The organism is Pseudonocardia oceani, assembly GCF_019263585.2.
Classification (GTDB): Bacteria; Actinomycetota; Actinomycetes; order Mycobacteriales; family Pseudonocardiaceae; genus Pseudonocardia; species Pseudonocardia oceani.
Genome location: NZ_JADQDF010000001.1, coordinates 5,098,340 through 5,122,095 on the forward strand (window position 1 = coordinate 5,098,340; position 23,756 = coordinate 5,122,095).

The 23,756-nt window shown below is 72.7% G+C and carries 25 protein-coding genes; 16 read left to right on the plus strand and 9 right to left on the minus strand.

The features are described from left to right. The first annotated feature begins 42 nt into the window (after positions 1–42). From I4I82_RS25380 to I4I82_RS25400, 5 genes are all read left to right on the plus strand, one after another. Entirely contained in the window at positions 43–1,719 is a 1,677-nt protein-coding gene (locus tag I4I82_RS25380; protein ID WP_218590742.1) for an FAD-dependent oxidoreductase, read from the plus strand. Positions 1,720–1,806: 87 nt separating this feature from the next. Beyond that, positions 1,807–2,358 (plus strand): hypothetical protein, encoded by a 552-nt coding sequence (locus tag I4I82_RS25385; RefSeq protein WP_218590741.1) that lies wholly within the window; start codon positions 1,807–1,809, stop codon positions 2,356–2,358. A 16-nt stretch (positions 2,359–2,374) separates the two neighbouring features. After that, on the plus strand, positions 2,375–3,415 hold the full coding sequence (locus tag I4I82_RS25390; RefSeq protein WP_218590740.1) for an LLM class flavin-dependent oxidoreductase: 1,041 nt from the start codon (positions 2,375–2,377) through the stop codon (positions 3,413–3,415). 61 nt (positions 3,416–3,476) lie between these two features. Continuing rightward, positions 3,477–5,408: an oxidoreductase gene (locus I4I82_RS25395; protein ID WP_218590739.1), complete on the plus strand. Its 1,932-nt coding sequence runs from the start codon at positions 3,477–3,479 to the stop codon at positions 5,406–5,408. Positions 5,409–5,419: 11 nt separating this feature from the next. Further along, entirely contained in the window at positions 5,420–5,851 is a 432-nt protein-coding gene (locus tag I4I82_RS25400; RefSeq protein WP_218590738.1) for a nuclear transport factor 2 family protein, read from the plus strand. A gap of 37 nt (positions 5,852–5,888) precedes the next feature. Here the strand turns inward: I4I82_RS25400 and I4I82_RS25405 are convergent, their stop codons facing one another. Then, the gene (locus I4I82_RS25405; protein WP_218590737.1) at positions 5,889–7,046 is read right to left on the minus strand and encodes an acyl-CoA dehydrogenase family protein; all 1,158 of its coding nucleotides are present in this window, start codon (positions 7,044–7,046) and stop codon (positions 5,889–5,891) included. 125 nt (positions 7,047–7,171) lie between these two features. On the opposite strand from I4I82_RS25405, the gene I4I82_RS25410 reads away from it, so the two are divergent. The 10 genes from I4I82_RS25410 to I4I82_RS25455 all read left to right on the plus strand — a co-directional run bounded on the left by I4I82_RS25410 (position 7,172) and on the right by I4I82_RS25455 (position 16,274). Beyond that, complete coding sequence (locus I4I82_RS25410) at positions 7,172–7,945, plus strand: FadR/GntR family transcriptional regulator (RefSeq protein WP_218590736.1); 774 nt, start codon at positions 7,172–7,174, stop codon at positions 7,943–7,945. Between the two features lie 188 nt (positions 7,946–8,133). Then, the gene (locus I4I82_RS25415) at positions 8,134–9,000 is read left to right on the plus strand and encodes a hypothetical protein (protein ID WP_218590735.1); all 867 of its coding nucleotides are present in this window, start codon (positions 8,134–8,136) and stop codon (positions 8,998–9,000) included. Continuing rightward, a complete protein-coding gene (locus tag I4I82_RS25420; protein ID WP_218590734.1) occupies positions 8,997–9,389 on the plus strand; it encodes a Zn-ribbon domain-containing OB-fold protein in 393 nt (130 codons plus the stop codon). The genes I4I82_RS25415 and I4I82_RS25420 overlap by 4 nt, the downstream gene beginning before the upstream one ends. Then, positions 9,386–10,543, plus strand: a complete 1,158-nt coding sequence (locus tag I4I82_RS25425) for a thiolase family protein (RefSeq protein WP_218590733.1) — start codon at positions 9,386–9,388, stop codon at positions 10,541–10,543. The genes I4I82_RS25420 and I4I82_RS25425 overlap by 4 nt, the downstream gene beginning before the upstream one ends. Positions 10,544–10,575: 32 nt before the next feature. Continuing rightward, positions 10,576–11,754 (plus strand): amidohydrolase family protein, encoded by a 1,179-nt coding sequence (locus tag I4I82_RS25430; protein WP_218590732.1) that lies wholly within the window; start codon positions 10,576–10,578, stop codon positions 11,752–11,754. Next, complete coding sequence (locus I4I82_RS25435) at positions 11,747–12,139, plus strand: Rieske (2Fe-2S) protein (protein ID WP_225920682.1); 393 nt, start codon at positions 11,747–11,749, stop codon at positions 12,137–12,139. The genes I4I82_RS25430 and I4I82_RS25435 overlap by 8 nt, the downstream gene beginning before the upstream one ends. Before the next feature lie 54 nt (positions 12,140–12,193). Continuing rightward, on the plus strand, positions 12,194–13,735 hold the full coding sequence (locus tag I4I82_RS25440) for a class I adenylate-forming enzyme family protein (protein WP_218590731.1): 1,542 nt from the start codon (positions 12,194–12,196) through the stop codon (positions 13,733–13,735). Further along, positions 13,732–14,715, plus strand: a complete 984-nt coding sequence (locus I4I82_RS25445; RefSeq protein ID WP_218590730.1) for a PDR/VanB family oxidoreductase — start codon at positions 13,732–13,734, stop codon at positions 14,713–14,715. Before I4I82_RS25440 ends, I4I82_RS25445 begins: the two co-directional genes overlap by 4 nt. Before the next feature lie 30 nt (positions 14,716–14,745). Further along, positions 14,746–15,495 (plus strand): SDR family NAD(P)-dependent oxidoreductase, encoded by a 750-nt coding sequence (locus tag I4I82_RS25450; protein WP_218590729.1) that lies wholly within the window; start codon positions 14,746–14,748, stop codon positions 15,493–15,495. Continuing rightward, a complete protein-coding gene (locus I4I82_RS25455; protein ID WP_218590728.1) occupies positions 15,492–16,274 on the plus strand; it encodes an amidohydrolase family protein in 783 nt (260 codons plus the stop codon). Before I4I82_RS25450 ends, I4I82_RS25455 begins: the two co-directional genes overlap by 4 nt. A gap of 12 nt (positions 16,275–16,286) precedes the next feature. Here the strand turns inward: I4I82_RS25455 and I4I82_RS25460 are convergent, their stop codons facing one another. From I4I82_RS25460 to I4I82_RS25470, 3 genes are read right to left on the minus strand one after another with little or no spacing between them, the layout of a single operon-like run. Continuing rightward, positions 16,287–16,766 carry a nuclear transport factor 2 family protein gene (locus I4I82_RS25460; RefSeq protein WP_218590727.1) on the minus strand — a complete coding sequence of 160 codons (480 nt, stop codon included), beginning with the start codon at positions 16,764–16,766 and terminating at the stop codon, positions 16,287–16,289. Next, a complete protein-coding gene (locus I4I82_RS25465; protein ID WP_218596074.1) occupies positions 16,763–17,833 on the minus strand; it encodes an LLM class flavin-dependent oxidoreductase in 1,071 nt (356 codons plus the stop codon). Before I4I82_RS25465 ends, I4I82_RS25460 begins: the two co-directional genes overlap by 4 nt. After that, positions 17,830–18,231 carry a limonene-1,2-epoxide hydrolase family protein gene (locus I4I82_RS25470; protein WP_218590725.1) on the minus strand — a complete coding sequence of 134 codons (402 nt, stop codon included), beginning with the start codon at positions 18,229–18,231 and terminating at the stop codon, positions 17,830–17,832. Before I4I82_RS25470 ends, I4I82_RS25465 begins: the two co-directional genes overlap by 4 nt. Positions 18,232–18,320: 89 nt before the next feature. On the opposite strand from I4I82_RS25470, the gene I4I82_RS25475 reads away from it, so the two are divergent. Further along, entirely contained in the window at positions 18,321–19,748 is a 1,428-nt protein-coding gene (locus tag I4I82_RS25475) for an FAD-dependent oxidoreductase (protein WP_218590724.1), read from the plus strand. A gap of 20 nt (positions 19,749–19,768) precedes the next feature. Here I4I82_RS25475 and I4I82_RS25480 read toward each other — a convergent pair whose 3' ends face one another. The 5 genes from I4I82_RS25480 to I4I82_RS25500 all read right to left on the minus strand — a co-directional run bounded on the left by I4I82_RS25480 (position 19,769) and on the right by I4I82_RS25500 (position 23,676). Continuing rightward, positions 19,769–20,680 (minus strand): NAD-dependent epimerase/dehydratase family protein, encoded by a 912-nt coding sequence (locus tag I4I82_RS25480; RefSeq protein WP_218596075.1) that lies wholly within the window; start codon positions 20,678–20,680, stop codon positions 19,769–19,771. 237 nt (positions 20,681–20,917) lie between these two features. Further along, entirely contained in the window at positions 20,918–21,550 is a 633-nt protein-coding gene (locus tag I4I82_RS25485) for an MDR/zinc-dependent alcohol dehydrogenase-like family protein (RefSeq protein WP_218591110.1), read from the minus strand. A 187-nt stretch (positions 21,551–21,737) separates the two neighbouring features. Then, positions 21,738–22,523: an alpha/beta hydrolase gene (locus I4I82_RS25490; RefSeq protein WP_218591109.1), complete on the minus strand. Its 786-nt coding sequence runs from the start codon at positions 22,521–22,523 to the stop codon at positions 21,738–21,740. Positions 22,524–22,720: 197 nt separating this feature from the next. Then, a complete protein-coding gene (locus I4I82_RS25495) occupies positions 22,721–23,179 on the minus strand; it encodes a DUF3237 domain-containing protein (RefSeq protein WP_218591108.1) in 459 nt (152 codons plus the stop codon). Beyond that, positions 23,176–23,676, minus strand: coding sequence for a nuclear transport factor 2 family protein (locus I4I82_RS25500; protein WP_218591107.1), 501 nt, complete (start codon positions 23,674–23,676; stop codon positions 23,176–23,178). The genes I4I82_RS25495 and I4I82_RS25500 overlap by 4 nt, the downstream gene beginning before the upstream one ends. Positions 23,677–23,756 lie beyond the last annotated feature (80 nt).

Here is a 23,756-nt window from a genome sequence, read left to right on the forward strand (position 1 = left end):
CAACAATCTAGGTATATCCTAACTATGAATGCGGGGTCGATGGTGACCGATGTCGTCGTGGTCGGTGCGGGGATCGGGGGGATGTCCGCCGCGATCGCCGCCGCCGCGCGGGGGCTGGACGTCGTGCTGCTCGAGAAGGGCGCGCGGGTCGGTGGCGCGGCGGCCTACTCGGGCGGTCAGGTGTGGGTGGGGGGCAACCACGTCGCCGAGCGGGAGGGCCTGTCGGACTCCGTCGCCGACACCCTGGCCTACGTCGCCGCGGCGGCCTCGCGGGACGAGGCGTCCCTCGACCACCACCTCGCGGCCCAGTGGATCGAGGGGGCCCGCACCGCGGCGCGCTGGTTCGAGGACGCCGGGGTGATCTCCTGGCAGGTCATCCCCGACTACCCGGACTACTACTTCCCCGACCTGCCCGGGTCGCGACCGGCGGGCCGCTACCTGACCGGGGCGCCGTTCGACGGCGGGGCGCTCGGGCCGGAGCGGGACCGGCTGCTGGTCAGCCCGCACTTCCCGGTCGGGATCACCTACGCCGAGATGTTCGCCTGGGGCGGGCTGTCCAGCAAGACGGAGTGGGACTGGGACCTGGTCGCCCGCCGTCGGGACGCGGACGTCCTCACGTTCGGCACCGGGATCGCCGCGGCGTTCTTCCGCGGCGTGCTCGACCACGGCGTCGACGTCCGGACCGGGCACGAGGTCGTCGGGCTGGTCGTGGCCGACGGCGCGGTGACCGGGGTCCGTGTCCGGGGGCCCGAGGGCGAGGAGGTCGTCACCGGCCGGGTCGTCCTCGCCACCGGCGCGCACGACTGGTCCGAGGAGCTCACGGCGAAGTTCACCGGAATCCCGCCGGAGGACGGCGGCAGCGTCGCCCCGGGCACGCTGTCCGGCGACGCCATCGCGCTCGTCGAGCAGGTGGGCGGGTCGCCGGACTCGCTGCCCGCGTGGGCGGCCCCGGTGCTGCCGGGGTACCGGCTGGACGTCCCGGCGTTCGAGGGGGACACGGGCTTCCGCGCCTGCTACGAGCACTGCCTCCCGCACACCTTCCTCGTCAACTCCCTCGGTGAGCGGTTCTGCGACGACTCCTTCCACAGCCGCATCGTCGCCGCCGCCCTGTCCGACGGCGACAGCGGCGGCAACCTCCCCTTCTTCATGATCTGGGACTCCCGGCACCACCGCCGGTACGGCCTCGGTGCGACGCCGCCCGGCGGCGAGTACCCGGCCGGACTGGTCGAGCGCGGCGCGACGCTCGCCGACCTGGCACGGGAGCTGGGTCTGCCGCCGGAGACGCTGGAGGCGACCGCCGCACGGTTCAACCGGCACGCGCCCGAGGGCGTGGACCCCGATTTCGGGCGGGGTACCAACCTGTCCGTGCGCAAGTTCCGCGGGGACGGGCGGCACGCGCCGAACCCCAACGTCGGCCCGGTCTCCGATCCGCCGTTCTTCGGGATGCGGATGCGTCTGCTCAACACCGGGATCGCCGCCGCGGGCGTGCGCACCGGCGACCACGGCCGGGTCCTCGACGGTGCCGGCGCGCCCGTTCCCGGGCTCTACGCGGCCGGGGAGTGCTCGGCACGCGCGGCGGCGGGGGTCGGTTACAACAGCGGCTACTCGCTCAGCAGGGCGATGGCGTACGGGTTCCTCGCCGCCCAGGCCATCGCGGACACCCCGGCCGATCGCGCCCCGCAGGGGGTTGACACCGTGACGGGCGACACGAAAGTCTAGGGTCATCGTTATCAGCATCAGCGTGCTGATGCTGTTCTCGTACACCGCACCGGATCCCACCACAACCACGAAAGTTGGTGCACCACCATGGCCGTGCTCGATCTCAAAAAGGGCTGGGACAGCTACGACGAGGCCGCGCGCAAGACGGACAACCCGCGGCACAAGGCGATCCTGGAGACGATGAAGGAGCACCTCAAGTGGGAGGTGCTCGGCTACCCGGACAAGGTGCTCGAGACGGTGGCCGAGGGCGGGGTCTACAAGTTCTGGGGCCTCGGGGCCTACATGGAGCTGCCGGACTTCGACGCCATCCGCGGCTTCTACCAGGGCATGGTCGACGACGGCACGAACGTGCTGCAGCTCGACATCGACCACCTCGCGGTGGCCGACTGGGGCATCGCGGCGCACGGGACGTGGCACCAGGCCTTCCCCGGCGACAAGGTGCCGGTGGTGCCGGTCGACGACCCGAGCGCCTCCTACCTGGTCAGCAGCCGGCTCGCCTGGTTCTTCCCGTTCTCCGACGGGCCGGAGCCCAAGCTGATCAGCGAGCTCGTCTACTTCGACCCGGCCCCGACCGCGGTCCGCAAGCTCGACCCGTCGGAGAAGCTCTACGACGAGCTCTCCGAGTCGGTCTTCAGCTGAGACGCGGAGGACGCACATGAAGCTCGGACTCGCCCTCCCGACCATGCAGAACGGCTGGGTCATCTCGCACACCTCGCCGAAGTTCTCCCCGGACTGGTCGCTGATCAAGCACGCGGCGCTCACCGCGGAGGCGTACGACTTCGACTTCCTGCTCTCCACCGTGCAGCTGGTGGGGTTCGCGGGGCCGACCAAGCACTTCCACGAGACGGCCGACTCCTTCGCGATCATGGCCGGGCTGGCCGCGGTCACCGAGCGGCTGATGCTGTACGGGTCCATCGCGACCCTCACCACCCCGCCGCCGCTGGCGGCCAAGCAGGCGCAGACGATCTCCGACATCTCCGGTGGCCGGTTCGGGCTCAACATCGTGTCCGGGCTGGAGAAGGGGATGTACTCCCAGATGGGCATCTGGCCCGGGGACCACCACTTCAGCACGCGCTACGACCACGCGACGGAGTACGCGACGATCGTGCGCGAGCTATGGGAGACCGGGCGGTCGGACTTCACGGGCCAGTACTTCCAGATGGACGGCTGTCACCTGGGCCCCACCCCGAAGCACCCGATCGAGATCGTCTGCGCGGGCCAGTCGGACCGCGGCACGCAGTTCTGCGCCGAGTTCGGGGACTACCAGCTCGCCATCGGCAAGCTGGACCCGGACGAGATGCGGCAGTGGAACGACCGGCTGCAGAAGGCCACCGCCGCCGCGGGTCGGCGGTGCGGCATGCACGCGCTCTACACGATCGTCCTGCGCGACACCGACGCCGAGGCGGAGGAGGCGATCGAGGACTGGCGCAGCAACCAGGACTACGAGACCGTCGCGGGGTTGGCGGGCCGCGAGTACGGCGACGGTGACGACGCGGCCACCAAGAACATCTACTACAACTCCGACACCTTCATGCTCAGCTTCCCGACGATCGCCGGGAGCGCCGAGACGGTGGCGGAGAAGCTGCGCGCGCTCGGGGCCGTCGAGGGGGTGTCCGGGATCCTGATGACCTTCCAGGACTACCGGACCGACGTCGAGCGCTTCGGCAAGGAGGTCGTCCCGCTCCTGCGATCCTGACGTCCACCGGTCCACCCCTCGGGCGAGGGGTGGACCGGCTCCCACCACCTGGAGTTGTGCCGTGCGCTTCCCGCACCTGGCGGCCGGGCTGTCCCACGGACGGCTGCGGCTCAAGAACAGGATCGTCTTCCCGGGGCACCAGACGCTCATGTCGTCCGGTGGCGTGGTCGGCGACCAGATGTACCGCTACTACCTCGAGCGCGCCAAGGGCGGCACCGGTGCCGTCGTCGTCGAGGGGGCGGCGATCCACCCGACCGCGCCGAAGTTCCCGAACTACCTGCTCGCCTACGACGAGACCATCGTCCCATCGCTGGACCGGCTGGCCGACGGCCTGCACGAGCACGGCTGCGCCGTGTGGGTCCAGCTCGCGCACAGCGGGTCGCGCATGCCCTCGCTCGACTCGTTCCGTCCCCTGTGGGCGCCGTCCGACGTCCGCAGCGCGATCTCCCCGGAGGTCCCGCACGCGATGACCGAGGCCGAGATCCAGGAGCTGCTCGCGGGCTACGAGCAGGCCGCCCGGATGGTGGGTCTCTCCCGTGCGGACGGGGTGGAGTTCCACTCCGCCCACGAGTACCTGCCCGTCCAGTTCCTCTCGCCGGTCAACAACCGTCGCACGGACCGCTGGGGCGGCTCGCTGGAGAACCGGATGCGCTTCCTCCTGGAGGGCCTGCGGCGCACCCGGGCGGGCCTGGGCGAGGACCGGGTCCTGGGCGTGCGGCTCAACGGCACCGACCTGCGCGAGGACGGGCTCGGCTCCGACGACTACGTGGAGATCGCGCGGCGGATCGAGGAGACCGGGCTGGTCGACTACCTCAGCGTCAGCGCCGGCACCTCGGCCCACAACCACATGATCGTCCCGCCGATGGACGTCGAGCACGGCGTGTTCGTGCCCTTCGCCGCGGCGATCCGCAAGGCCGTCGACATCCCGGTGATCGCGGTCGGGCGGATCAAGGACCCGGCCCACGCCGAGCGGATCCTGGCCGGCGGCGAGGCCGACGCCGTCGCCGTCACCCGGGCCCAGATCGCCGACCCGGAGTGGGTCCACAAGATCCAGGAGGCGCCCGGGACGGTGCGCCCCTGCATCGGCTGCAACCAGGGCTGCTTCGGCAACCTCTACCTGGCGCGGCACCTGACGTGCTCGGTGAACCCGGCGGTCGGCCGGGAGGCCGAGCTCGGTCTCGGCACGCTCCCGGCCGCGGAGGGCCGCATGCGGGTCGCCGTGGTGGGTGGCGGCCCGGCCGGGATGGAGGCCGCCATCACCGCGGCGGAGCGCGGTCACGAGGTGGTCCTGGTCGAGGCGACCGGGTCGCTCGGCGGCGAGGTCCCGCTGGCCTCGTCGACCGGGGCGCGGCGTGAGCTGGCCGAGATCGTGGAGTTCCAGGCAGGCGAGCTCGAGCGGCTGGGTGTCGAGGTGCGGCTCGGGGTGCGCGCCACCGCGGAGTCCCTCGACGGGTACGACGCCGTGGTCGTCGCGACCGGCTCGACGGCCCGGGAACCCTCCGTACCGGTCGAGGGGACCCGCGTCCTGACCCCGCACGAGGCCCTGGCCGCCCGCGACGAGGACTGGACCGGCCGGCGGGTCGTCGTCGTCGACGAGGTCGGGCACTTCCCGGCCTACCTGCCGGCGGAGGTGCTCGCCGACGCCGGCGCCGAGGTCGTCGTCGCGACGGGGAAGCTGTCGGCGGGGTCGGGCCTGGACTCGGCGACGCTGATGACCATGCACACCCGGCTGGCCCGCAAGGGTGTCGAGTTCCTGGTGCACGCCGCGGCCACCGGTGTGGGCCCGCAGGTCGTGCACTTCCGGGACACGCTGTCGGGCGTCGAGTTCGACCGTCCGGCCGATGTCGTCGTCACCGCCTCCGGCAACCGCGTGCGGGACGACCTCACACCGGTCCTGCGCAACACGACGGTCCTGGCGGCGGGCGACGCCGTCGCTCCCCGCACCATCACCGAAGCCGTGCGCGAGGGCCGCCTCGTCGGTCGCGCGCTCTGAGGAGGAGAACCGTGACCGTGACCGACCCCGCCGACGGCGCAGCCGTCGTCCGCGCCTACCTCGACGCCGTCTCGGTCCTCGACGTCGCGGCGATCGTGGCGACCTTCCACCCGGAGATCGTCCTGCACATCCCGTACGCACCCGACGGCATCCCGCGGATCGTCGAGGGCAGGACGGCGGCCGCGGAGTGGTTCGCGGGTCTTCCCGACCTGGTGGCCCCGATGAGGTTCGCCGACCACGAGATCCAGGCGCTGCAGCAGCCCGGTGAGTTCGTCGCCGAGTACACCAGCGACTCGACGGTCCTGCCCACCGGACTGCCCTACCGCAACCGCTACATCAGCCGGTTCACCGTCCGCGACGGACTGGTGGTCCGGCTGGCGGAGTACTTCGACCCCGTCGAGCTCATCCGGGCGCTGGGCGGCAGCGTCGCGATGCCGGGCTGACCCCGACGCCCCGGCCGGAGGGCCGGGGCGCCGCCGTTCAGTCCACCTCGGCGCACAGCGTCGTGGCGATGCCGAGCTTGAGCACCTCCGATGCGCCCTCGTAGAGGCGCATCGGCCGGGCCTGGCGGTAGTAGCGCTCGATCGGGCTGTTCGCGACCAGGCCCCAGCGGCCCATCACCTGCACGCAGCGGTCCACGACCCGGCTCGCGGCCTCGGTGGCCGCGACCTTGGCCATCGAGGAGCGGTTCAGCGCCCCGCGCGCGTCCTCGCGGGCGGCGGAGGCGGCCTGGTAGGTCAGCAGCCGGGCCATCTCGACGTCGTTCCAGGAGTCGGCGAGCAGCTGGGCGACGGGGCCGTGCTTGAGCAGCGGGCGGCCGAACTGCTCGCGGGTGCGGGCGTGGCGGGCGGCTTCCTCCAGAGCGCCGGTGGCCAGCCCGACCGCGGCGCCGGCGACGGACACCCGGAACACCGCGAGGGTGCTCAGCACGAGCGACATCGCCTTGCCGGGCACACCCAGGCGCGCCTCCGGCGGCAGCACGACGCCGTCGAAGCCCACGTCGCCGAGCACGTGCGGCGCGATCAGCTCCGGGCTGGGCCGGGTGCTGACGCCCGGAGCGTCGGACGGGACGAGCACCAGCGAGAGCGCGGGGCCGCCGTCGAGCTCCTCCTTGACGAGGGTGACGAAGAAGTCGGCCGCCCCGGCGTTGGAGATGAACGACTTCTCCCCGTGGACGACCAGCTCGCCGTTCTTCTCGGTGACGGTGGTCGACACGTTCTTGAGATCGGAGCCCGCGTTCTCCTCGGTGAGCGCCAGCCCGGCCAGGGTCTCCAGGGACGCGACCCGCGGCAGCCAGTGGCGGCGCTGCTCCTCGGTGCCGCCGACGGTGATGGCGTAGCTGCCGATGCCCTGCAGGGCGAACATGGAGTCCAGGTGCGAGGAACCCTTCATGAGGACCTCGCGGACCAGGCAGACGGCCAGGGGGTCGACCTGCGCGCCGCGGCCGCCGAACTCGGAGGGCACCATCAGGGCGGCCAGGCCACTGGCCCGCAGGGCCTCCCGCATCCCCGGGTGGATCTCGCTCATCGCGTCGGCCTCGGCCGCGATGTCCGCGACGGAGGCGGTGAGAGCCGCGGCCTCGTCCTGGAGCGCGCGCTCGGCAGTGCCCAGGCCGAACCACTTCTCGGTGAAGTCCATGAGTACTATGATACTGAATTGCGCTCCGCGAGTCGAGGCCGCGGGGCGCCCGTGGCGGGGTCGCCGGGATGACAGGCATCCCTGAGTACGATGATGACGATATCGGCACCGCCAGGGGAGTGAGCATGACCGCCGCACGCAGGGACGTCGCGCCGCGTACCGGTCCGTCGGGGATGCCTCCCAAGCGGGCGACGGTGATCGCGCAGCGCATCGTCAAGGAGATCAAGGACCGCAACCTGCAGGCGGGCGCCCACCTGCCGCCCGAGCGGGACATGCTCGAGACCTACAACGTCGGGCGCAACACGCTGCGCGAGGCGCTGCGGGTGCTCGAGCTGCAGGGCGTGCTGACCATCCGCCCGGGACCGGGCGGCGGGCCGGTGGTGACCTCGCCGGACTCGCGGCACCTCGCCAGCACCCTCGCGCTGCTGATGCAGTTCGCCGACACCCCGTTCCGGGCGGTGATCGAGACCCGCCAGCTGCTGGAGCCGATCACCGCGCGGCTCTGCGCGGAGCGGGGGGACGCGGGGCTGCTGGCCGACCTGCGCGGGTCGGTGAACGCGATGGGGGCGAGCCTCGACGACCGCGAGGCGTTCCTCGACGAGAACCGGCGGTTCCACGACCTCGTCGCCTGGGGATCGGACAACGCCCTGTTCGGCTACTGCATCAACTCGCTGCACTGGATCACCGACGGCACCGTGCTGGGCGTCGACTACCCGCGCCGGTTCCGCAAGCTCGTGTGGCAGGCGCACGACGAGGTGTGCACGGGCATCGAGTCCGGCGAGGGCGCCCGCGCCGAGGCGGCCATGCGCAAGCACATGGACGACACGCTCGTCTACTTCGAGCGGCACTACCAGCGGCAGATGGACGAGGTCCTGAGCTGGGAGATGTACGCGACCTGAGCCCGTGCGGCGCCAGGAGAGCGGAGGCCGTCCCGGAACGCCGGGGCGGCCTCCCCGCCTTTTCGGACCGTCGCGTCTGGTGATCACGGCCACTTCCGTCTAGGATCGCATCAGCTGTTAATGATATCCCTAGATTAGGTCGCCGCGACGTGCGGCCGAGCCGCTGTCGACGACGTCAGGACCATCCGATGAGCAAGACGCTGCTGGAGCGGGAGCAGGACCACCCGCAGGAGATCGTGGTGGAGCGCGACGGCCGTCGGGTCGTCACGATGGACTCCGCCCGCTACGTCGACGCCCGCAACACCGATCGCGACGTCGTCGTGCCCGCGTCCTACATCGGGGTGCTGCCCGCGCGGATGGTCGCGATCCACCGGCCGCGCGGCGTCATCGGCCACGACGCCTGCGTCGGCAAGGACGGCGCCGGCATCGCGGGCCTGTGGTACCTGGAGGCGCTCGGCATCCCCGCCGCGACCGCCGACGGCATGACCGCCGACATGGGGAACGGCGAGGACCTCTACCGCTCCGGCGTCGTGAAGCACGTCAACTACGTGGCCGAGACCTGTGGGGTGAAGGCCGGCATGACCGTCGCCGAGGCGGCGGACGTGCTGCTGGACAACGAGCCCACCGACACCACGGTCGGCAACAAGGTGCGCCGCGAGGTCGTGGAGACCCACGGGAGCGGGCGTCGCGTCGTCGTCACCGACTCGATCGTCTGGGCCTACCCCGAGGACGAGGACACGTCGGTGCTGGTCACCGCCGGGCACACCGGCCGCAGCGGCGCGAAGTTCCTGCTCGAGGCGCGGCCGTGGGGCTTCATCTGCCACGACGGCGGGATGAGCAAGAACCGGTCGGGCATCGCCGGTCTGGTCACCGCCGACGAGGCGGGGCTCGCGGGCGCCTGCATCGACGGCACCACCGCGCCGATCGGCGACGCCTTCCTCGGCTACGAGATGGGCCTGATCAGCGCGCACAACGAGGCCGCGGCGCGGCGCGGCGTCGCGGTGGGGATGACCGTCAAGGAGGCCGCGCACCTGCTCCTGGTGGGTGGCGGATGACCGCCGTCGACGCAGCGGGTGCGCCCGCCCTGACCGCGCCGTTCTGGGCGGCGGCGGCCCGGCACGAGCTGGTCCGCCCCGTCTGCCGCGGGTGCGGGCGCAACTTCTTCACCCCGCAGGTCGCCTGCCCGGCGTGCCTGTCGGAGGACTGGGCCTACGAGCCGAGCACGGGACGCGGCCGCGTCTACAGCGCCACGGTCGTGCACAGGCCGCCCGGCCCGGGGTTCGCGGTGCCGTTCGGTCTCGGCATCGTCGACCTCGACGAGGGCTGGAGCATGCTCGCGACGCTGGTCGGCGAGCCCCTGCCCGCGATCGGCGCCGCCGTGGAGATCACCTGGGAGGAGCGCGGCGGCCGCACGCTGCCCGCGTTCCGGGAGGTCCGGTCGTGAGGCTCTCGGACGTCGCGGTCGTGGGTGTCGGGCTGACGCCGCAGGTGAAGCGCTCGGACCGGAACTCGCTGCAGGTGGCCCTGGACGCGGCGAAGCTCGCGCTGGCCGACGCCGGGCTGCGGCACACCGACGTCGACGGCATCGCCGCCCGCTGGCCCGGCCCCGGCGGCACCGAGCTCGCCCCCGGCTCCGCCGACTGGTCCACCCTGCTCGGCGTGCCGGTCGGGTGGATCGGCGACTCCTACCCGCAGGGCGTCCCCGCGCTGGTCGACGCCGCGGGGGCGATCCTCACCGGGCAGGCCACCACGGTCCTGATCACCGGCGGGCAGGCCGGGGTGCTCGGCGGCGGCACCGTCGCCTCCTACACCCGGCCGGGCAACGAGTTCGTGGAGCCGTTCGGTGCGTTCACGGCCACCCACTTCGCGCTGGTCGCCCAGCGGCACCTGGCCCGCTTCCCGCACGCGCGCCGCGGCGCCGCGGAGATCGCGGCGACGATCCGCACCACCGGCTCGGCCAACCCCGAGGCCGTGATGCACGGCCGCGGCCCGTACACCGCCGACGACGTGCTCACCGCGCCTCCCGTGGTCGACCCGTTCACGCTGCTGGACCTGTGCCTGGCCTCGGAGGGGGGAGCGGCGATCGTGGTGACCACGCTGGAGCGGGCGCGCGACCTGCCGCACCCCCCGGTCGTGCTCCTGGGCGCGGGCATGGAGTGGGCCCGCCAGCAGTACGTCGACCCGGCCCGCTACGACGAGGTCTGGTCGCTGGGCTCCGACGCCGGCGCCAAGGCGTTCGGCCAGGCCGGGCTCGGCCCGTCGGACGTCGACGTCGCCCAGCTCTACGACGTCAACTCCCTCGAGGTCGCCCGCCAGTTCGAGGCGCTGGGCTTCTGCGCCACCGGAGAGGGCACCGACTTCGCGCTCGCCACGGGGATCGGGCCCGACGGGAAGCTGCCCACCTGCACCGACGGCGGGCTGCTGAGCTTCAGCCACATCGGCTGGGGCGCCCCCACGCTGAAGATCGTCGAGGCCGTCCGCCAGCTGCGCGGCACCGCAGGCCCCCGGCAGGTCGCCGGGGCCGAGGTCGCCCTCGCCGCCGGAGCCGGCTCCGGCGCCCAGTACTACAACGCGGCGCTCCTCGGACGCGCCCGCTGACCAGCACCACCACCACCGGAGGGAGATCGGCAGTGACGACGATCGACACGACGACCACCGACACGACGACCACGTCCGGGGCGCCGCGCGGCGCCTCGGACCGGTTCGACCTGAAGCGCAACGGGGTCATCGACTCCGACGTGCACCCCAACTTCGTCAACGGCATCCGCGACCTGATGCCGTACATGACCGAGACGTGGCGGACCCGCCTGGGGATCAGCGGCGCCGACTGGGCGAAGGGGATGGCGGCGGCGCAGTTCACGCTGCCGCTGGACTACCTCTACATCAACCCGGCGGGTGCCTACCGCGAGGACGCGGCCCGACCGGGCATGCCACCGGCGACCGACCCCGAGTTCGTCGCGCAGCAGCTGCTGGACCCGCACCGGATCTACCGCTCCGTGCTGCTGTCGGGCCAGTGCCTGGGCATCGGGGCCATGCCCGACGGCATGGTCGCGGCCACGATCGCCTCGGCCTACAACGAGTGGATGTGCGAGCGCTGGCTGCAGGTCGACGAGCGCTTCCGTGGCGCGATCGTCGTCGCCCCGCAGGACCCGGAGGCCGCCGTCGCCGAGATCGACCGGATGGCGGGCCGCGACGGCGTCGTCGCGGTGTTCATGCCGCTGGGCCAGATCCTCATGGGGGAGAAGCACTACTGGCCGATCTACGAGGCCTGCGCGCGCCACGAGCTGCCGATCGTGACCCACCCCAGCGGCACCGAGAACGTGTTCGCGAAGGCGCCGCAGATGGCCGGCACGCCGACGTTCTACCTGGAGTGGCACACCGCGCTCGGGCAGATCCACCAGTCCAACACGCTGAGCATGATCTGCCACGGGGTGTTCGAGAAGTTCCCGAACCTCACCCACGTGATCGCCGAGGGCGGCTTCATGTGGGCGCTGGAGGTGATGTGGAAGCTCGACCGCGACTGGAAGGGCCTGCGCAACGAGGTGCCGTGGCTGACCAAGCCGCCGTCGGAGTACCTGCTCGGCAACATCCGCTTCACCACGCAGCCCTTCATCGAGCCGCACGACCCGCGCCACCTCGCGCCGCTGATGGAGATGCTGCACGCCGACCGCGTGCTGATGTACAGCTCGGACTACCCGCACTGGGACTTCGACAACCCGGACCGGGCGCTGCAGGGCCTCTCGCCCGAGCTGCGCCGCGCCATCCAGGTCGACACGCCCCGCGCCGTCTACGGAGACCGTCTTGACTGACACCGCCACCGCGCGCGCCACCATGCCCAAGGGGACCCCGCACGTCGTCGCCACCGTCGGCGAGCTGCCCCCGGGCAGCCGCAAGATCGTGGAGATCGACGGCCGGTCCATCGGCGTGCTCAACGTCGACGGCCGCCTGCACGCGCTGATGAACAACTGCCCGCACCACGGCGCCCCGCTCTGCGAGGGCGTCGTCAAGGGGACGATGGAGGACTCGGCGCCGCACGAGTACTCCTACGGCCGGCACGACGAGTACCTGGTGTGCCCGTGGCACGGGTACGAGTTCCGGCTCGACACCGGGCGTCCGCTGCTGGACATGGGGCGCCTGCGGGTCCGTGTCTACGACGTCCGCGCCGAGGGTGACCACATCGTCCTCTACGTCTGACCCGCCCGGCCCCGCACGCACCTGCTGCACGGAAGCAGTACCCGAGAGGACGACATGGACATCGGTGTCGCCGTACTGGCGCACGCCCGGAACACGCCGCGGGCGATCGCGGCGTTCGACGGCGACCGCTCGCTGACCTACGCCGAGCTCGACGAGCGCACCAACCGGCTCGCGAACACGCTGCAGGGCCGGTTCGGGGTGCGCCCGGGCGACCGGGTCGCGGTGCTGCTGCGCAACCGGCTCGAGGTCGCCGAGGCGATCGCCGGCTGCGCGAAGGCGGGGGCGGTCTACTGCGGGCTCAACTTCCGGATGAGCCCCGAGGAGTACCGGTCGATCTTCGGCAACGCCGGCGCCCGCGTACTGGTCACCGAGGCGCCCTTCCGTGAGCTGGCCGCCGAGCTGGCCGTGGAGTTCGACCTCGCCGTCCTCGACGTCGACGACCCGTCCGACGCCGGCTACGGGTCACTGCTCGCCGCCTCGTCCGCGCCGCCGCCCACGGTGCACGCCCGCCGCCCCGAGGACGAGTTCTGCATCGTCTACACCAGCGGCACGACCGGGGCGCCCAAGGGCATCCTGTTCGACGCCCGGGCCGTCGCGACGCACGCCATGGTCGCGGGGCTGGAGTACGGGATGTCGGCGTCCTCGCGCTGGCTCACCGCTATCCCGCACAACTCCAGCGTGCAGATCACCCTGGCGCCGACCTTCTTCCTCGGGGGCGCGGTGGGGTTCCTCGACGCACGCGGCTTCGATCCCGGCCAGTTCGCCGCCGAGGCGACCAGGCGCGGCGCGACGCACAGCTACCTCGTGCCGACGATGCTCTACCGCCTGCTGGAGGCCGGGATCCCTGCGGCCGAGCTGGCCACGCTCACCTCGATCGGCTACGGCGCCGCGCCGATCGCGCACGACCGCGTCACGGAGCTCGTGCAGCGCTACGGGCCGGTGTTCAGCCAGCTCTACGGGATGGCCGAGGTCGCCTCGATCGCGACCATGCTGCGCCAGGACGACCACCGGCTGATCGCGGCGGGGCGCACGGGGCTCACCGCGTCCGCCGGGCGCCCCTCGTTCCTCACCGACGTCCGGGTGGTCGACGACGAGGGCCGTGACTGCGCCCCCGGCGAGCGCGGCGAGGTCCTGTTCCACACCCCGTACACGATGCTGGGGTACCACAAGAACCCCGAGAAGACCGCGGAGACGCTGGTCGACGGGTGGGTGCACTCGGGCGACATCGGGCAGTTCGACGACGAGGGCTACCTCTACATCGTCGACCGCAAGAAGGACCTCATCATCCGGGGCGGCTACAACATCACGCCCTCGGAGATCGAGAACGTGCTCTACTCGCACCCCGCGGTGCTGGAGGCCGCGGTGGTCGGGCTGCCCGACCGGGAGTGGGGCGAGTCGGTGCTGGCCGCCGTCGCGCTGCGAGGTGGGGCGTCGGTCGACGAGGCCGGGCTGCAGGAGCACTGCCGCGCGGCCGGGTTGCCGACGATCAAGGTCCCGGAGCGGGTGATCACGCTCGACTCGCTGCCCAAGAACGCCGTCGGCAAGATCGCGAAGCGGGTCGTCGTCGAGATCGCCACCGCGTCGGCGGCCCCGTGACCGGGCCGGCCGCCCCGAACGCGGCCCGCGCCGCGGCGGAGCAGGAGCTCCCGGTCGTGGTGGTGGCCCGCGAGTCCGTGGCCGAGGACGTCGTCGCGCTGACGCTGCGGCGCCCCGACGGTGCCGACCTGCCCGCCTGGACCCCGGGAGCGCACGTCGACCTGGTGCTCGACGAGCACCTCGAACGCCAGTACTCCCTGTGCGGCGACCCGGAGCAGCGCGACACGTGGCGGGTCGCGGTGCTGCGCGAGCCCGACGGCCGCGGCGGGTCGGCGCGGGTGCACGACGGGCTCGCGGTGGGGGACACGCTCGTCGTGCGCGGGCCGCGCAACCACTTCGGGCTCGGCCCGGCCCCGCGCTACGTCTTCGTCGCCGGGGGCATCGGGATCACCCCGATCCTGCCGATGATCGCCGCCGCGCAGGCGCTGGGCGCCGAGTGGACCCTGCTCTACGGGGGCCGCCGCAGCGCGTCGATGGCCTTCCGTGAGCAGCTCGCCGAGCACGGTGACCGGGTGCGGCTGTGGCCGCAGGACAGCCTGGGGCTGCTCCCGCTCGACGACGTGCTGGGCACCCCGCAGGACGGGACGCTCATCTACTGCTGCGGCCCGGAGCCGCTGCTGCGGGCGGTCGAGGAGCGGTGTGCGGGATGGCCGCACGGCGCGCTGCACGTCGAGCGGTTCGCGCCCAAGGAGGTCGGCGAGCCGGTCCGGGCGGCGGGGTTCCGGGTCGTGTGCAGCCGGGCGGGGATCGAGGTCGTGGTGCCGCCCGAGCGCTCGATCCTCGAGGTGCTGGAGGACGCGGGAGCCCCCGTCCCGTCGTCGTGCCGGGAGGGCACCTGCGGCACGTGCGAGGCCGACGTGCTCGCCGGGCGCCCCGACCACCGCGACTCATTGCTGACCGACGACGAGCAGGACAGCGGCGAGATCATGCTGATCTGCGTCTCCCGCTCGCTCGACGACGAGCTCGTGCTCGACATCTGAGCCGGTACTCACCCATCCGAGAGGAACGACATGGACTTCGACCTGGAGGGCCGGGTCGCGATCGTGACCGGCGCCAGCCGGGGCCTCGGCCGCGCCGCCGCCGAGGCGCTCGTCGCCGAGGGCGTCCGGGTGCTCGCCGTGGCCCGTTCTACGGGCGAACTGGAGAAGCTGCAGGCGACCGCCCCGGACCGGATCGCGATCGCGACCGTCGACATGCGCTCCGCCGAGGAGGTGGCGGCGCTGGCCGACCTCGCCGTGGAGCGGTTCGGGCGGCTCGACGTCGTGGTCAACAACGCCGGCATCGCCCCGGCCGGGCGGTTCGTCGACCAGCCCCAGGAGCAGTGGGACGAGGTGTTCGACGTCAACGTCCGGGCGCCCGCGGTGCTCTCGCGCGCCGCGGGGGGGCACTTCCTGGCCCAGCGCTCGGGCAAGATCATCAACATCGCGAGCACGTCGGGGATCAACGGCAAGCCGGTGCTGGTGTCCTACTCCGCGTCCAAGGGCGCGGTCCTGCAGTTCACCAAGGCGCTCGCGGCGGAGTGGGGCCGGTTCGGCGTCCAGGTCACCGCGATCGCGCCCGGCGCGTTCGAGACCGACGCCCAGTCCGCGGTCCTCGACGACACGGAGACCCTGACCCGACGGCTGCGCAAGATCCCGGCGGGCCGGATGGGCCGGACCGAGGAGTTCGGGCCGCTGGTCTGCTACCTGGCGAGCCCGCTGTCGGACTTCATGACCGGCTCGGTGGTCGTCTTCGACGGCGGAGAGGTGAACAAGCTGTGATCATCGACGGGCACACCCACGTCTACCCGGACCGGGTGGCGCAGAAGGCCATCGCGGGCTCCCCGGCGGATCTGAAGAGGTTCGGCGACGGCACGGTCGGCAGCCTCACCGAGGTGATGGCCGCGTCCGGGGTGGACCGCTCGGTCTGCCTGGGCGTGGCGAACACCCCGGACCGGGTGGACAACGCCAACCGGTTCGCCGGCTCCCTGGACCCCTCGCGGTTCGTCGGCTTCGGGTCGGTGCACCCGGGCCTGTCGCCGGAGGAGAACGTGGCGAGCCTGCGCGCCCACGGGCTCAGGGGCGCCAAGGTGCACCCGATGTTCCAGGACCTGCGCCTGGACGACCCGCGGCTGCTCGCCACCCTCGACGCGATGTCCGGGGAGTTCGCGGTGATCATCCACGTCGGTGCGGCGGGCACCGACCCCGGCGAGCGGTGCAGCCCCGCGATGCTCGCCGAGATCGTGCGGCAGTTCCCCCGGCTCGACGTCGTGGCGTGCCACTTCGGCGGGTACAAGCGCTTCGAGGAGGCGGTCGAGACCGTCGTCGGGCTGCCGGTGCACCTCGACACGTCGTGGCCGCCCTCGCTGGCCATGCTCGCCCCGGAGCGGGTCCGGGCCGCGATCGAGAAGCACGGGGCGGAACGGATCGTGTTCGCCTCGGACTGGCCGATGGCCGACCCCGCCGCCGAGATCGAGGTGATCCGGGCGCTGGGCCTGTCCGACGACGACACCGACGCCGTCCTCGGCGGCAACCTCGCCCGGCTGCTGGACATCACCTGACCCGGGGCCCGGTCAGGGGGTGCGCCGCTCCACCCACACCCACTCGATCTCGGGCCGTCCGTCGATCACGGCGGCGTGCACCCGGCGCTCGGCCAGCAGCCACCCGCCCCTGGTACGGACCACGACGTCGACGTAGCGCAGGTGTGCCCGCCACTGCCGCCCGTCCCACTCCTCGTGCATGGCCGTGACGTAGGTGAGGGCGTCGACGGCCCCGATGGGACCGGCGTCGGCGCCGGCGTCGCGCGGGCGCAGCCGGCTCTGGCCGAGCTGGTGGTGGGTGCGGCGGAACTGCGCCTGGCCGGCGGCGATGCGGTCGCGCACGGCGTCGCGGCCGGCCACGCGCCCGCCGCGACCGGGGCCGTAGTCGGTGACGCAGTCCGCGGTGAAGAGCAGGGCGACGGCGTCGATGTCGTAGGCGTCGACGAGCTCGCAGTAGTCGGCCAGGAGGTCGGCGACCGCGAGCCGGTCCTCGACGGGGAGTGCGTGCGTCACGGGTGGACCTCCGGGGCGTGGTGGGTGCGGAGTGCGGGCAGGACCTGCTCGCCGAAGGCCCGCACGCGACGCAGCTGGGCGTCGAGGTCGGGGTCGGGGAACAGGAACCGCAGGACGAGGTGGACGTCCGCCCAGGCGGCGAGGTCGTCGAGCAGCGTGAGCAGGGTGGCGGTGACCTGGTCGGGGTCGCCCGAGGCCTGGATGTGGCGGTCGATGCCGCCGGCGGTCAGGCCGTCCCCTCCTGTGGAACCGGCGCCCTCGGGGTCCGGGACGAGTCCGGCGTAGACCTCGCGCCCCGCCTGCATGCGCTCGTAGACGCGCTGCTGCCCGGCGAACGCCCGGCGTGCGGCGGTGCCGCCGCCGTCGTCGGTGTCCAGGACGCAGGTGACGTTCACGGCGCGGGTGAAGCCGGGGTCGGCCGGGTCGCGCACCTGCGCGAGCTGCTCGGACGCGGCGGTGACGATGTGGCGCTCGCCCTTGCCGACGAGGTGGCCGTCGGCGAGCAGGCCGGCGCGGCGCACGGCCCTGGGGGCGTAGCCGCCGATCCAGATCGGGAGATGGCCGGTGGGGGTGGGGGTGATGCGGACGCCGGCGAGGCCGAGGCCGGGGGAGTCGAACGGCTCGCCGGTCCAGGCGTCGCGCAGGGCCGCGAGGAGCGCGTCGAGGCGGGCGCCGCGGGTGGCGGGGTCGACACCGAAGGCGCGGTACTCGTGCTCGGCGTAGCCGATGCCCAGGCCGAGCAGGAGCCGCCCGCCGCTCAGACGGTCGACGACGGCGGCGTCCTCGGCGAGGCGCACGGGGTGGTGCAGCGGGGCGAGCAGCACGCCGGTGCCGAGCGCGATCCGTGAGGTCACCGACGACAGCGCGGCGGCCAGCACGAGTGGGGAGGGGAGGTAACCGTCGGGCAGGCCGTGGTGCTCGGTGACCCAGAAGGAGTCGAACCCGGCCTCCTCCGCGGCGACGGCGAGCGGGGCGGCGTCGGCGTAGTCGGCGCCCCCGGCCTTCTGCCCCGTGTAGAGGCCGACGCCGAAGCGGCGGACGCGCGGGGTCCTCGGTGGGGCGGTCATGCGAACACCCCCGCGGTCCGGGCGCGCCACTCGCCGAGGTCGAGGTAGTCGCGGAACTCGGTGATCAGCCCGGTGCCCGGGTCGACCTCGACCACCGCGTTGCAGGCGACGGCGTGCTCGACGCCGTCGACGCGGAACCGGTCGACGCGCTCGAGCCAGGCCCGCCCCGGGGCGTAGGCGGAGGTCACGACCTCCCAGTGCACGGCCTCGGACCGCACCAGGACCGGGCGCAGGAGGTCGGCGACGCCCTGCGGGCCGACCACCGGTTGGTGCGGCACGTTGCGGTAGCGGGCGCCGGGGGCGAAGCAGGCCCCGGCCGCGTCGGCGTCGCGGTCGTGCACGGCGGCGAGGAAGCGCTCGACCGCCCGCTCGGCGGAGGCGGTGGGCTCGTCGGGCATCTCGGCTCCCGTCCTGGAGGCTGCTGCGCCTTGTGACGTTATACGTCTAACGACTAATCTCCACACACGCTGCTGCGGGGGGAGTGACGGTGTCGGACGGGTACGACCTGGTGATCGTCGGGCTCGGTGGGGCCGGCGCGGCCACCGCGATCGCGGCGCACGACGCCGGGGCGCGGGTCGTGGTGCTGGAGAAGCAGCCGGAGCACGCCCACACGCCGAGCACCCGGATGTCGGGCGGCCTGGTCATGCTGGCCGACGACGCGCCCGCGGCCGCCCGCTACCTCGACGCGTGCTCCGGGGGCATGATCCCGCCGCCGGTCAACGCCGCGTGGTCCGAGCGGGCCGTCGACCTCGCCGCGTGGCTGGCCGACACCGCGGGCGTCGCGCTCTCGCCGATCGGCACGGCCGAGCACCCCGGGCTGCCGGGCGCGTCGACGATCTCGGTGGGGCAGCCGGGCGCGGCGGCGCGGCGGCTCGACCCGGGGGCCGGCTCGGGCGACACGCTGTTCGCCGCGCTCCTCGCGGCCGTGCACCGCCGCGGCGTGGAGGTCCGCTGGTCGTCACCGGCCACCCGGCTCCTCGTGGAGGACGGTCGGGTGGCCGGGGTGCGCACCGCGGCCGGCGACGTCACCGGCCGCCACGGCGTCGTGCTGTGCTCGGGGGGCTACGAGTTCGACGAGCGGGCCAAGCAGGACCACCTGCGCGCCTACCCGGTGCACTTCTACGGCAACCCGGGCAACACCGGCGACGGGCTGCGGATGGCCCAGGCCGTCGGCGCCGACCTCTGGCACATGAACCAGATGGTGGGGCGGGCGATCGGGCACTTCCCGCTCGACGGCGGGTGGCTGGACTTCATCATCGACATCGACCCGCCCGGCTACCTGATCACCGACCGGCACGGCCGGCGCTACGCCGACGAGACGATGCAGGCGAAGCTGCTCCACGGCTACTACTACGAGATGCTGCACTACGACTACGAGAGCGGCAGCTACCCCCGCATCCCCAGCTACTGGGTGTTCGACGAGCGCCGCCTGGCGAAGGGCCCGCTGACCCTGACCCACATCGGCGCGTGCCGGGTCGGCCTCTACGACTGGAGCCCCGACAACGCGGCCGAGATCGAGCGGGGCTGGATCGGCACCGGCGCCACCCCGGCCGAGGCGGGCGCCGCGGTCGGCATGCCCGAGCCGGCGTCGCTGGACCGCGCGGTCGCCGACTACGACGCCGCGTGCGCCGCGGGGAGCGACCCGCTCGGCCGCGCCCCGGAGACCCTCGTGCCGCTCGCTCCGCCGTACTACTGCGTGCCGCTGTACCCCGGGGGCTCGAACACCTCCGGCGGTCCGCGCCGCGACGCCGGCGCGCGCGTCCTGGACCCCTACGGCGAGGTGATCCCGGGCCTGTTGGCGGCAGGCGAACTCGGCCAGCCCATCGGCATGCTCTACCCGGCCGACGGCGCCAACCTGTCCGAGGCGTTCTGCTTCGGGCGGATCGCGGCGGAGACCGCACTCGGGAGCCCCTGAGTGCGGGTGCGGGGCGCCCGTCAGGCTCCCGGGTCGGGCAGCACGTCGCGCCAGGAGTGCTGCGGCTCGTAGCCGAGCATCCGGCGGGCCTTGTCGATGCAGTAGAACGTCTCGTCGCGCCCCATCGGGCGGCGCACCTCCACCCCGCCGTAGAACCGGTCGATGATCTCGCTCGTGGTGGCGGCGACCGACATGTCGGCGCCTCCGACGTTGAAGACCTCGTAACCGAGCCCGTCGGTCTCCAGGCAGCGCAGCGTCAGCTGCCCCAGGTCGCGGGTGTCGATGTAGGCGAAGAGGTTGCGCCTGCGCAGGCCCGCGTCGGAGAGGAAGGCCGGGAAGAGCTCGGCGTACTCGTGGGGCTCGATGACGTTGTTGATGCGCAGGCCGTAGACGTCGGCGCCGGTACGGGCGTGGAACGACCGGGCGGTCACCTCGCCCGCGACCTTCGACATCGCGTAGGAGTCCTCGGGGACGACCGGGTGCTCCTCGTCGACGGGGACGTAGAGGGGCTTGCGCTCGCCGCGCCCGAAGCAGACGCCGTAGGTCGTCTCCGAGGAGGCGAACACGATCTTGCGGATGCCGAGGGCGGTGGCGGCCTCCAGCACGTTGTAGTGCGCGAGGACGTTCGTCGCGTAGGTGGCCCGGTCGGAGGTGAGCAGCGGGCGGGGGACCGCGGCGAAGTGGACGACCGCGTCGTAGGCCGACCCGCCGTACGGCTCGGGGCGGGGGTCGTCGAGGTCGTCCTGGGTCGGGACGCCGGCCAGCGCCGAGTAGACGTCGCCGGCGTCGGTGAGGTCCACCCGCAGGTCGGTGACGTCGCCGTGGCCGAGCGGGGTGAGGTCGGCGTTGGTGACCTGGTGGCCGCGGGAGGCGAGGTAGGGCGCGACGTGGTGCCCGGCCTTGCCGCTGCCGCCGGTGAAGAAGATCCTCATGGGGCCGAGTCAAGCACCCGCGGCGGGGCGGGGCACGTCCGGCCGGCGGGGGTCGGTCGCGGGCACACTCGCCTCCTCATCGCGTCAGGCTCCCGGTACACGGCCGGGCGGACGGCGGCCCCCTCCTCCGTCCCACGAGGCGTCGTGCTTCTTGTGTCCTGCTGCCGGCCCCGGGTGCCGGCGGGTCGGCGGCGATGGCAACCTGGTGGAGGTCTCCGGCGGCAGGCTGCGGAGGTCTCATCTGCGCGAGTACGCGACCCGGCCGCACCGGGTCTTCCCGATCACGGCGAGCACCTTCCCGGCGCCACCGGGCTGAGCGGCGTGGTGCAGGGCGTCCTGGAACTGCTGCAGCGGATCGGTGGCCGGGACGGGCGCGCGCAGTGAGCCGTCGGCGACCAGCGGGGCCGGCCGGGCGTACGCGGCGACGATCTCCAGGGTGGCCCCGGAGGCGAGCTCGGTGACCACGTCGCCCGCGATGGGATCGAGCAGCAGCGAGATCCGCTCGCCGCCGAGCACCCGCTCCAGCTGCGCACGCAGGTCCGGCCCGCTGACGACGACGGCGTCGGCGCCCGACTCGAGCAGCTCCGCCGCGACCTCGGGCCGGCGCCTTGCGCTGAGGGTGCGGTGGCCGGCCGCCGCGGCCAGCGCGATGACGTAGCGGGCCACGGCCGAGTTGCCGCCGCTCTGCGCGACCCAGGCGCCCGGGGAGAGGTCGACGAAGTTCCGGAGCAGGAGGTCGGCCGTGATCGGGTGGATGCCCAGCATCGCCGGCTGGAGGACGTCGGCCGCCGAATCGACCCCGATGGCGCCGCCGTCGTCGACCAAGAGCTGGTCCTGCCAGGTGCCGTGGACCACGGTGGGAACGGTCACCCGCTCGCCGATGCGTTCGGGATCGACACCGTGACCCACGCCGTCGACACGACCGACGCCCTCGGTGCCGGGAACGGCGGGCAGGGCCGGGCGGTGCCCGCCGTTCCCGGATGAGGGGCAGGTCCGACCCGTTTCGTCAGCTCCGGTACTCCCGCTGGCGCCATCACCTGCCTCGCTCCGCCACGGCTCAGCCCGAGTTCAGGAGCTCCGCCAGGCCGGTGGCGAAGGTGGTGAGGGCGTGGTCGCCGTCCTCGAGCATGCCGGTGAGCAGCACGAAGCTGTGTGGCATGCCGGCGTACTCGTGGGTGTCGACTGCGACCCCCGCAGCGGCGAGGGCCGCAGCGTAGCGACGTGCGTCGTCCGCGACCGGGTCGATCTGAGCGCTGATGATGATTGCGGGCGGGGCGTCCGCGAGGTTCTCCTCGAACAACGGAGAGGCTCGCGCTGATCGCCGGTCGTCGGTGTCAGGGATGTACTGGTCGTAGGACCAGGCGAGTGCTTCGCGGGTGAGGATGGGGCCGGCGTGGTAGCGATCCACCGATCCGCTGCTCATGGTGGCGTCGAGCGCGGGACACACTAGTCCCTGGGCCTTGAGTGGTGGGCCCCCGCTCCGGGTGGCCAATGCCGTCGCGGCTGCCAGCATGCCTCCTGACGAGTCACCGGCGACCGCGAGCGCGGTGACATCGATCGAGAGCTCACCGGCGTGCTCGCTGACCCAACGAAGGGCATCGAGTGCGTCGTCGTGCGCGGCTGGGAACCGGTTCTCCGGTGCCAGGCGGTAGGCGACAGCCACCACACCCAGCCCGCCCCGCACGCACAGAGCCCGACAGAGCCGGTCGTGGCTGTCGAGACTGCCCCGCACGAACCCACCCCCGTGCAGGTAGAGCACTGCCGGGCCCACGGTCTGGCCGGGGGGACGATAGCGCCGGGCGTCGACCGACCCGCGGCGGACCGGGATGGTCAGGTCCGTCACCGCACATCCGTCATCGGGTGGGCCGGCCAGAGCGGCGAGCCGCTCGCCAGCCTCCCGGTACGCGGTGATCGGAACTTCCCAGGGGGCCGCCGGGGGTCTCGTGGCCAGTGTCGCGACCAGGTGTCGAACCTGGGGATGCAGCGGACTCATGAGTGCGGACCCCTACCGGCGCAGGGCCTCTGTCCGGCCGGGGGCGGTCACGGCTCGACCCGGAAGACTCTGAACTCCACCGTGGGACCGGGCCGGACGCGTCCCTGCCCGACGAACACGCTCTGGTTCACCCAGGCGTACCTCGGATCTCCGCACTCCAGGCGCGGCGTCGTCACGAAGTAGTTGTCTCCGTAGTCGGTGCCGGTGGTACCTCCGCTGATCGCGGTCAGGGCGGCCTCGTTCAGCTCGAACAGTCCGAGGTAGCTCAGGTAGATGACCGCGCCGTCGTCGGTGCAGAACTGCCCGCGCACATCGAGCCGGGCGAAGCCGTCGTTCCCCACCAGCATCCAGTCGCCACCGCCATCACCCGCTGTTCCGCTGAGCCTCTCGCCCTCGACCTTGCCGCCGGTCACGGAGAGGACCTGCCGGAGACCGTAGGGGCCCGGCCCGACGACCTGGGGCGGGCTGAGCTGGGCGCTGTAGGTGAGTTCCGGTACGAGCTTCATCGAACGACCTCCTGAGTTCCGTCGGCCTGGATTCCCGCCGCAGCCATGACCTGGCCGATCCCCTTGGCGATCTCGTCGCGACCGAAGGCGCGTACGACCTCCTCGGGGTCGAAGTACTCACGGAACAGGACGATCTTGCCGTTCCGGATGCGCATGTGGGTGCAGTAGTTGTTCGCATAGGTGTTGCCGTTCAGGGAGAGGTGCGCCTCTCCGCGCAGCTCCAGGATGAACAGCTCCGGATCGCTCGTCTCGTGCATGACCGACGACACGATGCGCAGATCCGGCGCGGCGGTGAAGAACCAGTCGACGAAGTGTCCGATCAGATGCCGACCCGGGACGGACCGGGGAAGGGGATCGCTCGCGAACGGCATCTCCCACACCCCGTCGTCTGCGAAGGTGTTCTTCCAGGATTCGAGTTCCGCTCCACGTGGTGGACCATCGTCGAGCGCAGCCCAGAACTGCTCCACCACCTTGCGATTGGCGCTGTGCGTGCTCATGTCGTCGCCTCCGTTTGTTGTGTCCGGGACGCTTCCCGCGTCCGGTGCGGTGATAGTGCACGAGGCGTCGGTCATAGTCA

What these genes read in the sequence shown, in the direction of transcription:
- I4I82_RS25385 (WP_218590741.1), top strand. Translation starts at nt 1,807, where the DNA reads ATGGCCGTGCTCGATCTCAAAAAGGGCTGGGACAGCTACGACGAGGCC.
- I4I82_RS25390 (WP_218590740.1), top strand. Translation starts at nt 2,375, where the DNA reads ATGAAGCTCGGACTCGCCCTCCCGACCATGCAGAACGGCTGGGTCATC.
- I4I82_RS25405 (WP_218590737.1), bottom strand. Translation starts at nt 7,046, where the DNA reads ATGGACTTCACCGAGAAGTGGTTCGGCCTGGGCACTGCCGAGCGCGCG.
- I4I82_RS25410 (WP_218590736.1), top strand. Translation starts at nt 7,172, where the DNA reads ATGACCGCCGCACGCAGGGACGTCGCGCCGCGTACCGGTCCGTCGGGG.
- I4I82_RS25415 (WP_218590735.1), top strand. Translation starts at nt 8,134, where the DNA reads ATGAGCAAGACGCTGCTGGAGCGGGAGCAGGACCACCCGCAGGAGATC.
- I4I82_RS25420 (WP_218590734.1), top strand. Translation starts at nt 8,997, where the DNA reads ATGACCGCCGTCGACGCAGCGGGTGCGCCCGCCCTGACCGCGCCGTTC.
- I4I82_RS25440 (WP_218590731.1), top strand. Translation starts at nt 12,194, where the DNA reads ATGGACATCGGTGTCGCCGTACTGGCGCACGCCCGGAACACGCCGCGG.
- I4I82_RS25450 (WP_218590729.1), top strand. Translation starts at nt 14,746, where the DNA reads ATGGACTTCGACCTGGAGGGCCGGGTCGCGATCGTGACCGGCGCCAGC.
- I4I82_RS25465 (WP_218596074.1), bottom strand. Translation starts at nt 17,833, where the DNA reads ATGACCGCCCCACCGAGGACCCCGCGCGTCCGCCGCTTCGGCGTCGGC.
- I4I82_RS25470 (WP_218590725.1), bottom strand. Translation starts at nt 18,231, where the DNA reads ATGCCCGACGAGCCCACCGCCTCCGCCGAGCGGGCGGTCGAGCGCTTC.
- I4I82_RS25480 (WP_218596075.1), bottom strand. Translation starts at nt 20,680, where the DNA reads ATGAGGATCTTCTTCACCGGCGGCAGCGGCAAGGCCGGGCACCACGTC.
- I4I82_RS25495 (WP_218591108.1), bottom strand. Translation starts at nt 23,179, where the DNA reads ATGAAGCTCGTACCGGAACTCACCTACAGCGCCCAGCTCAGCCCGCCC.
- I4I82_RS25500 (WP_218591107.1), bottom strand. Translation starts at nt 23,676, where the DNA reads ATGAGCACGCACAGCGCCAATCGCAAGGTGGTGGAGCAGTTCTGGGCT.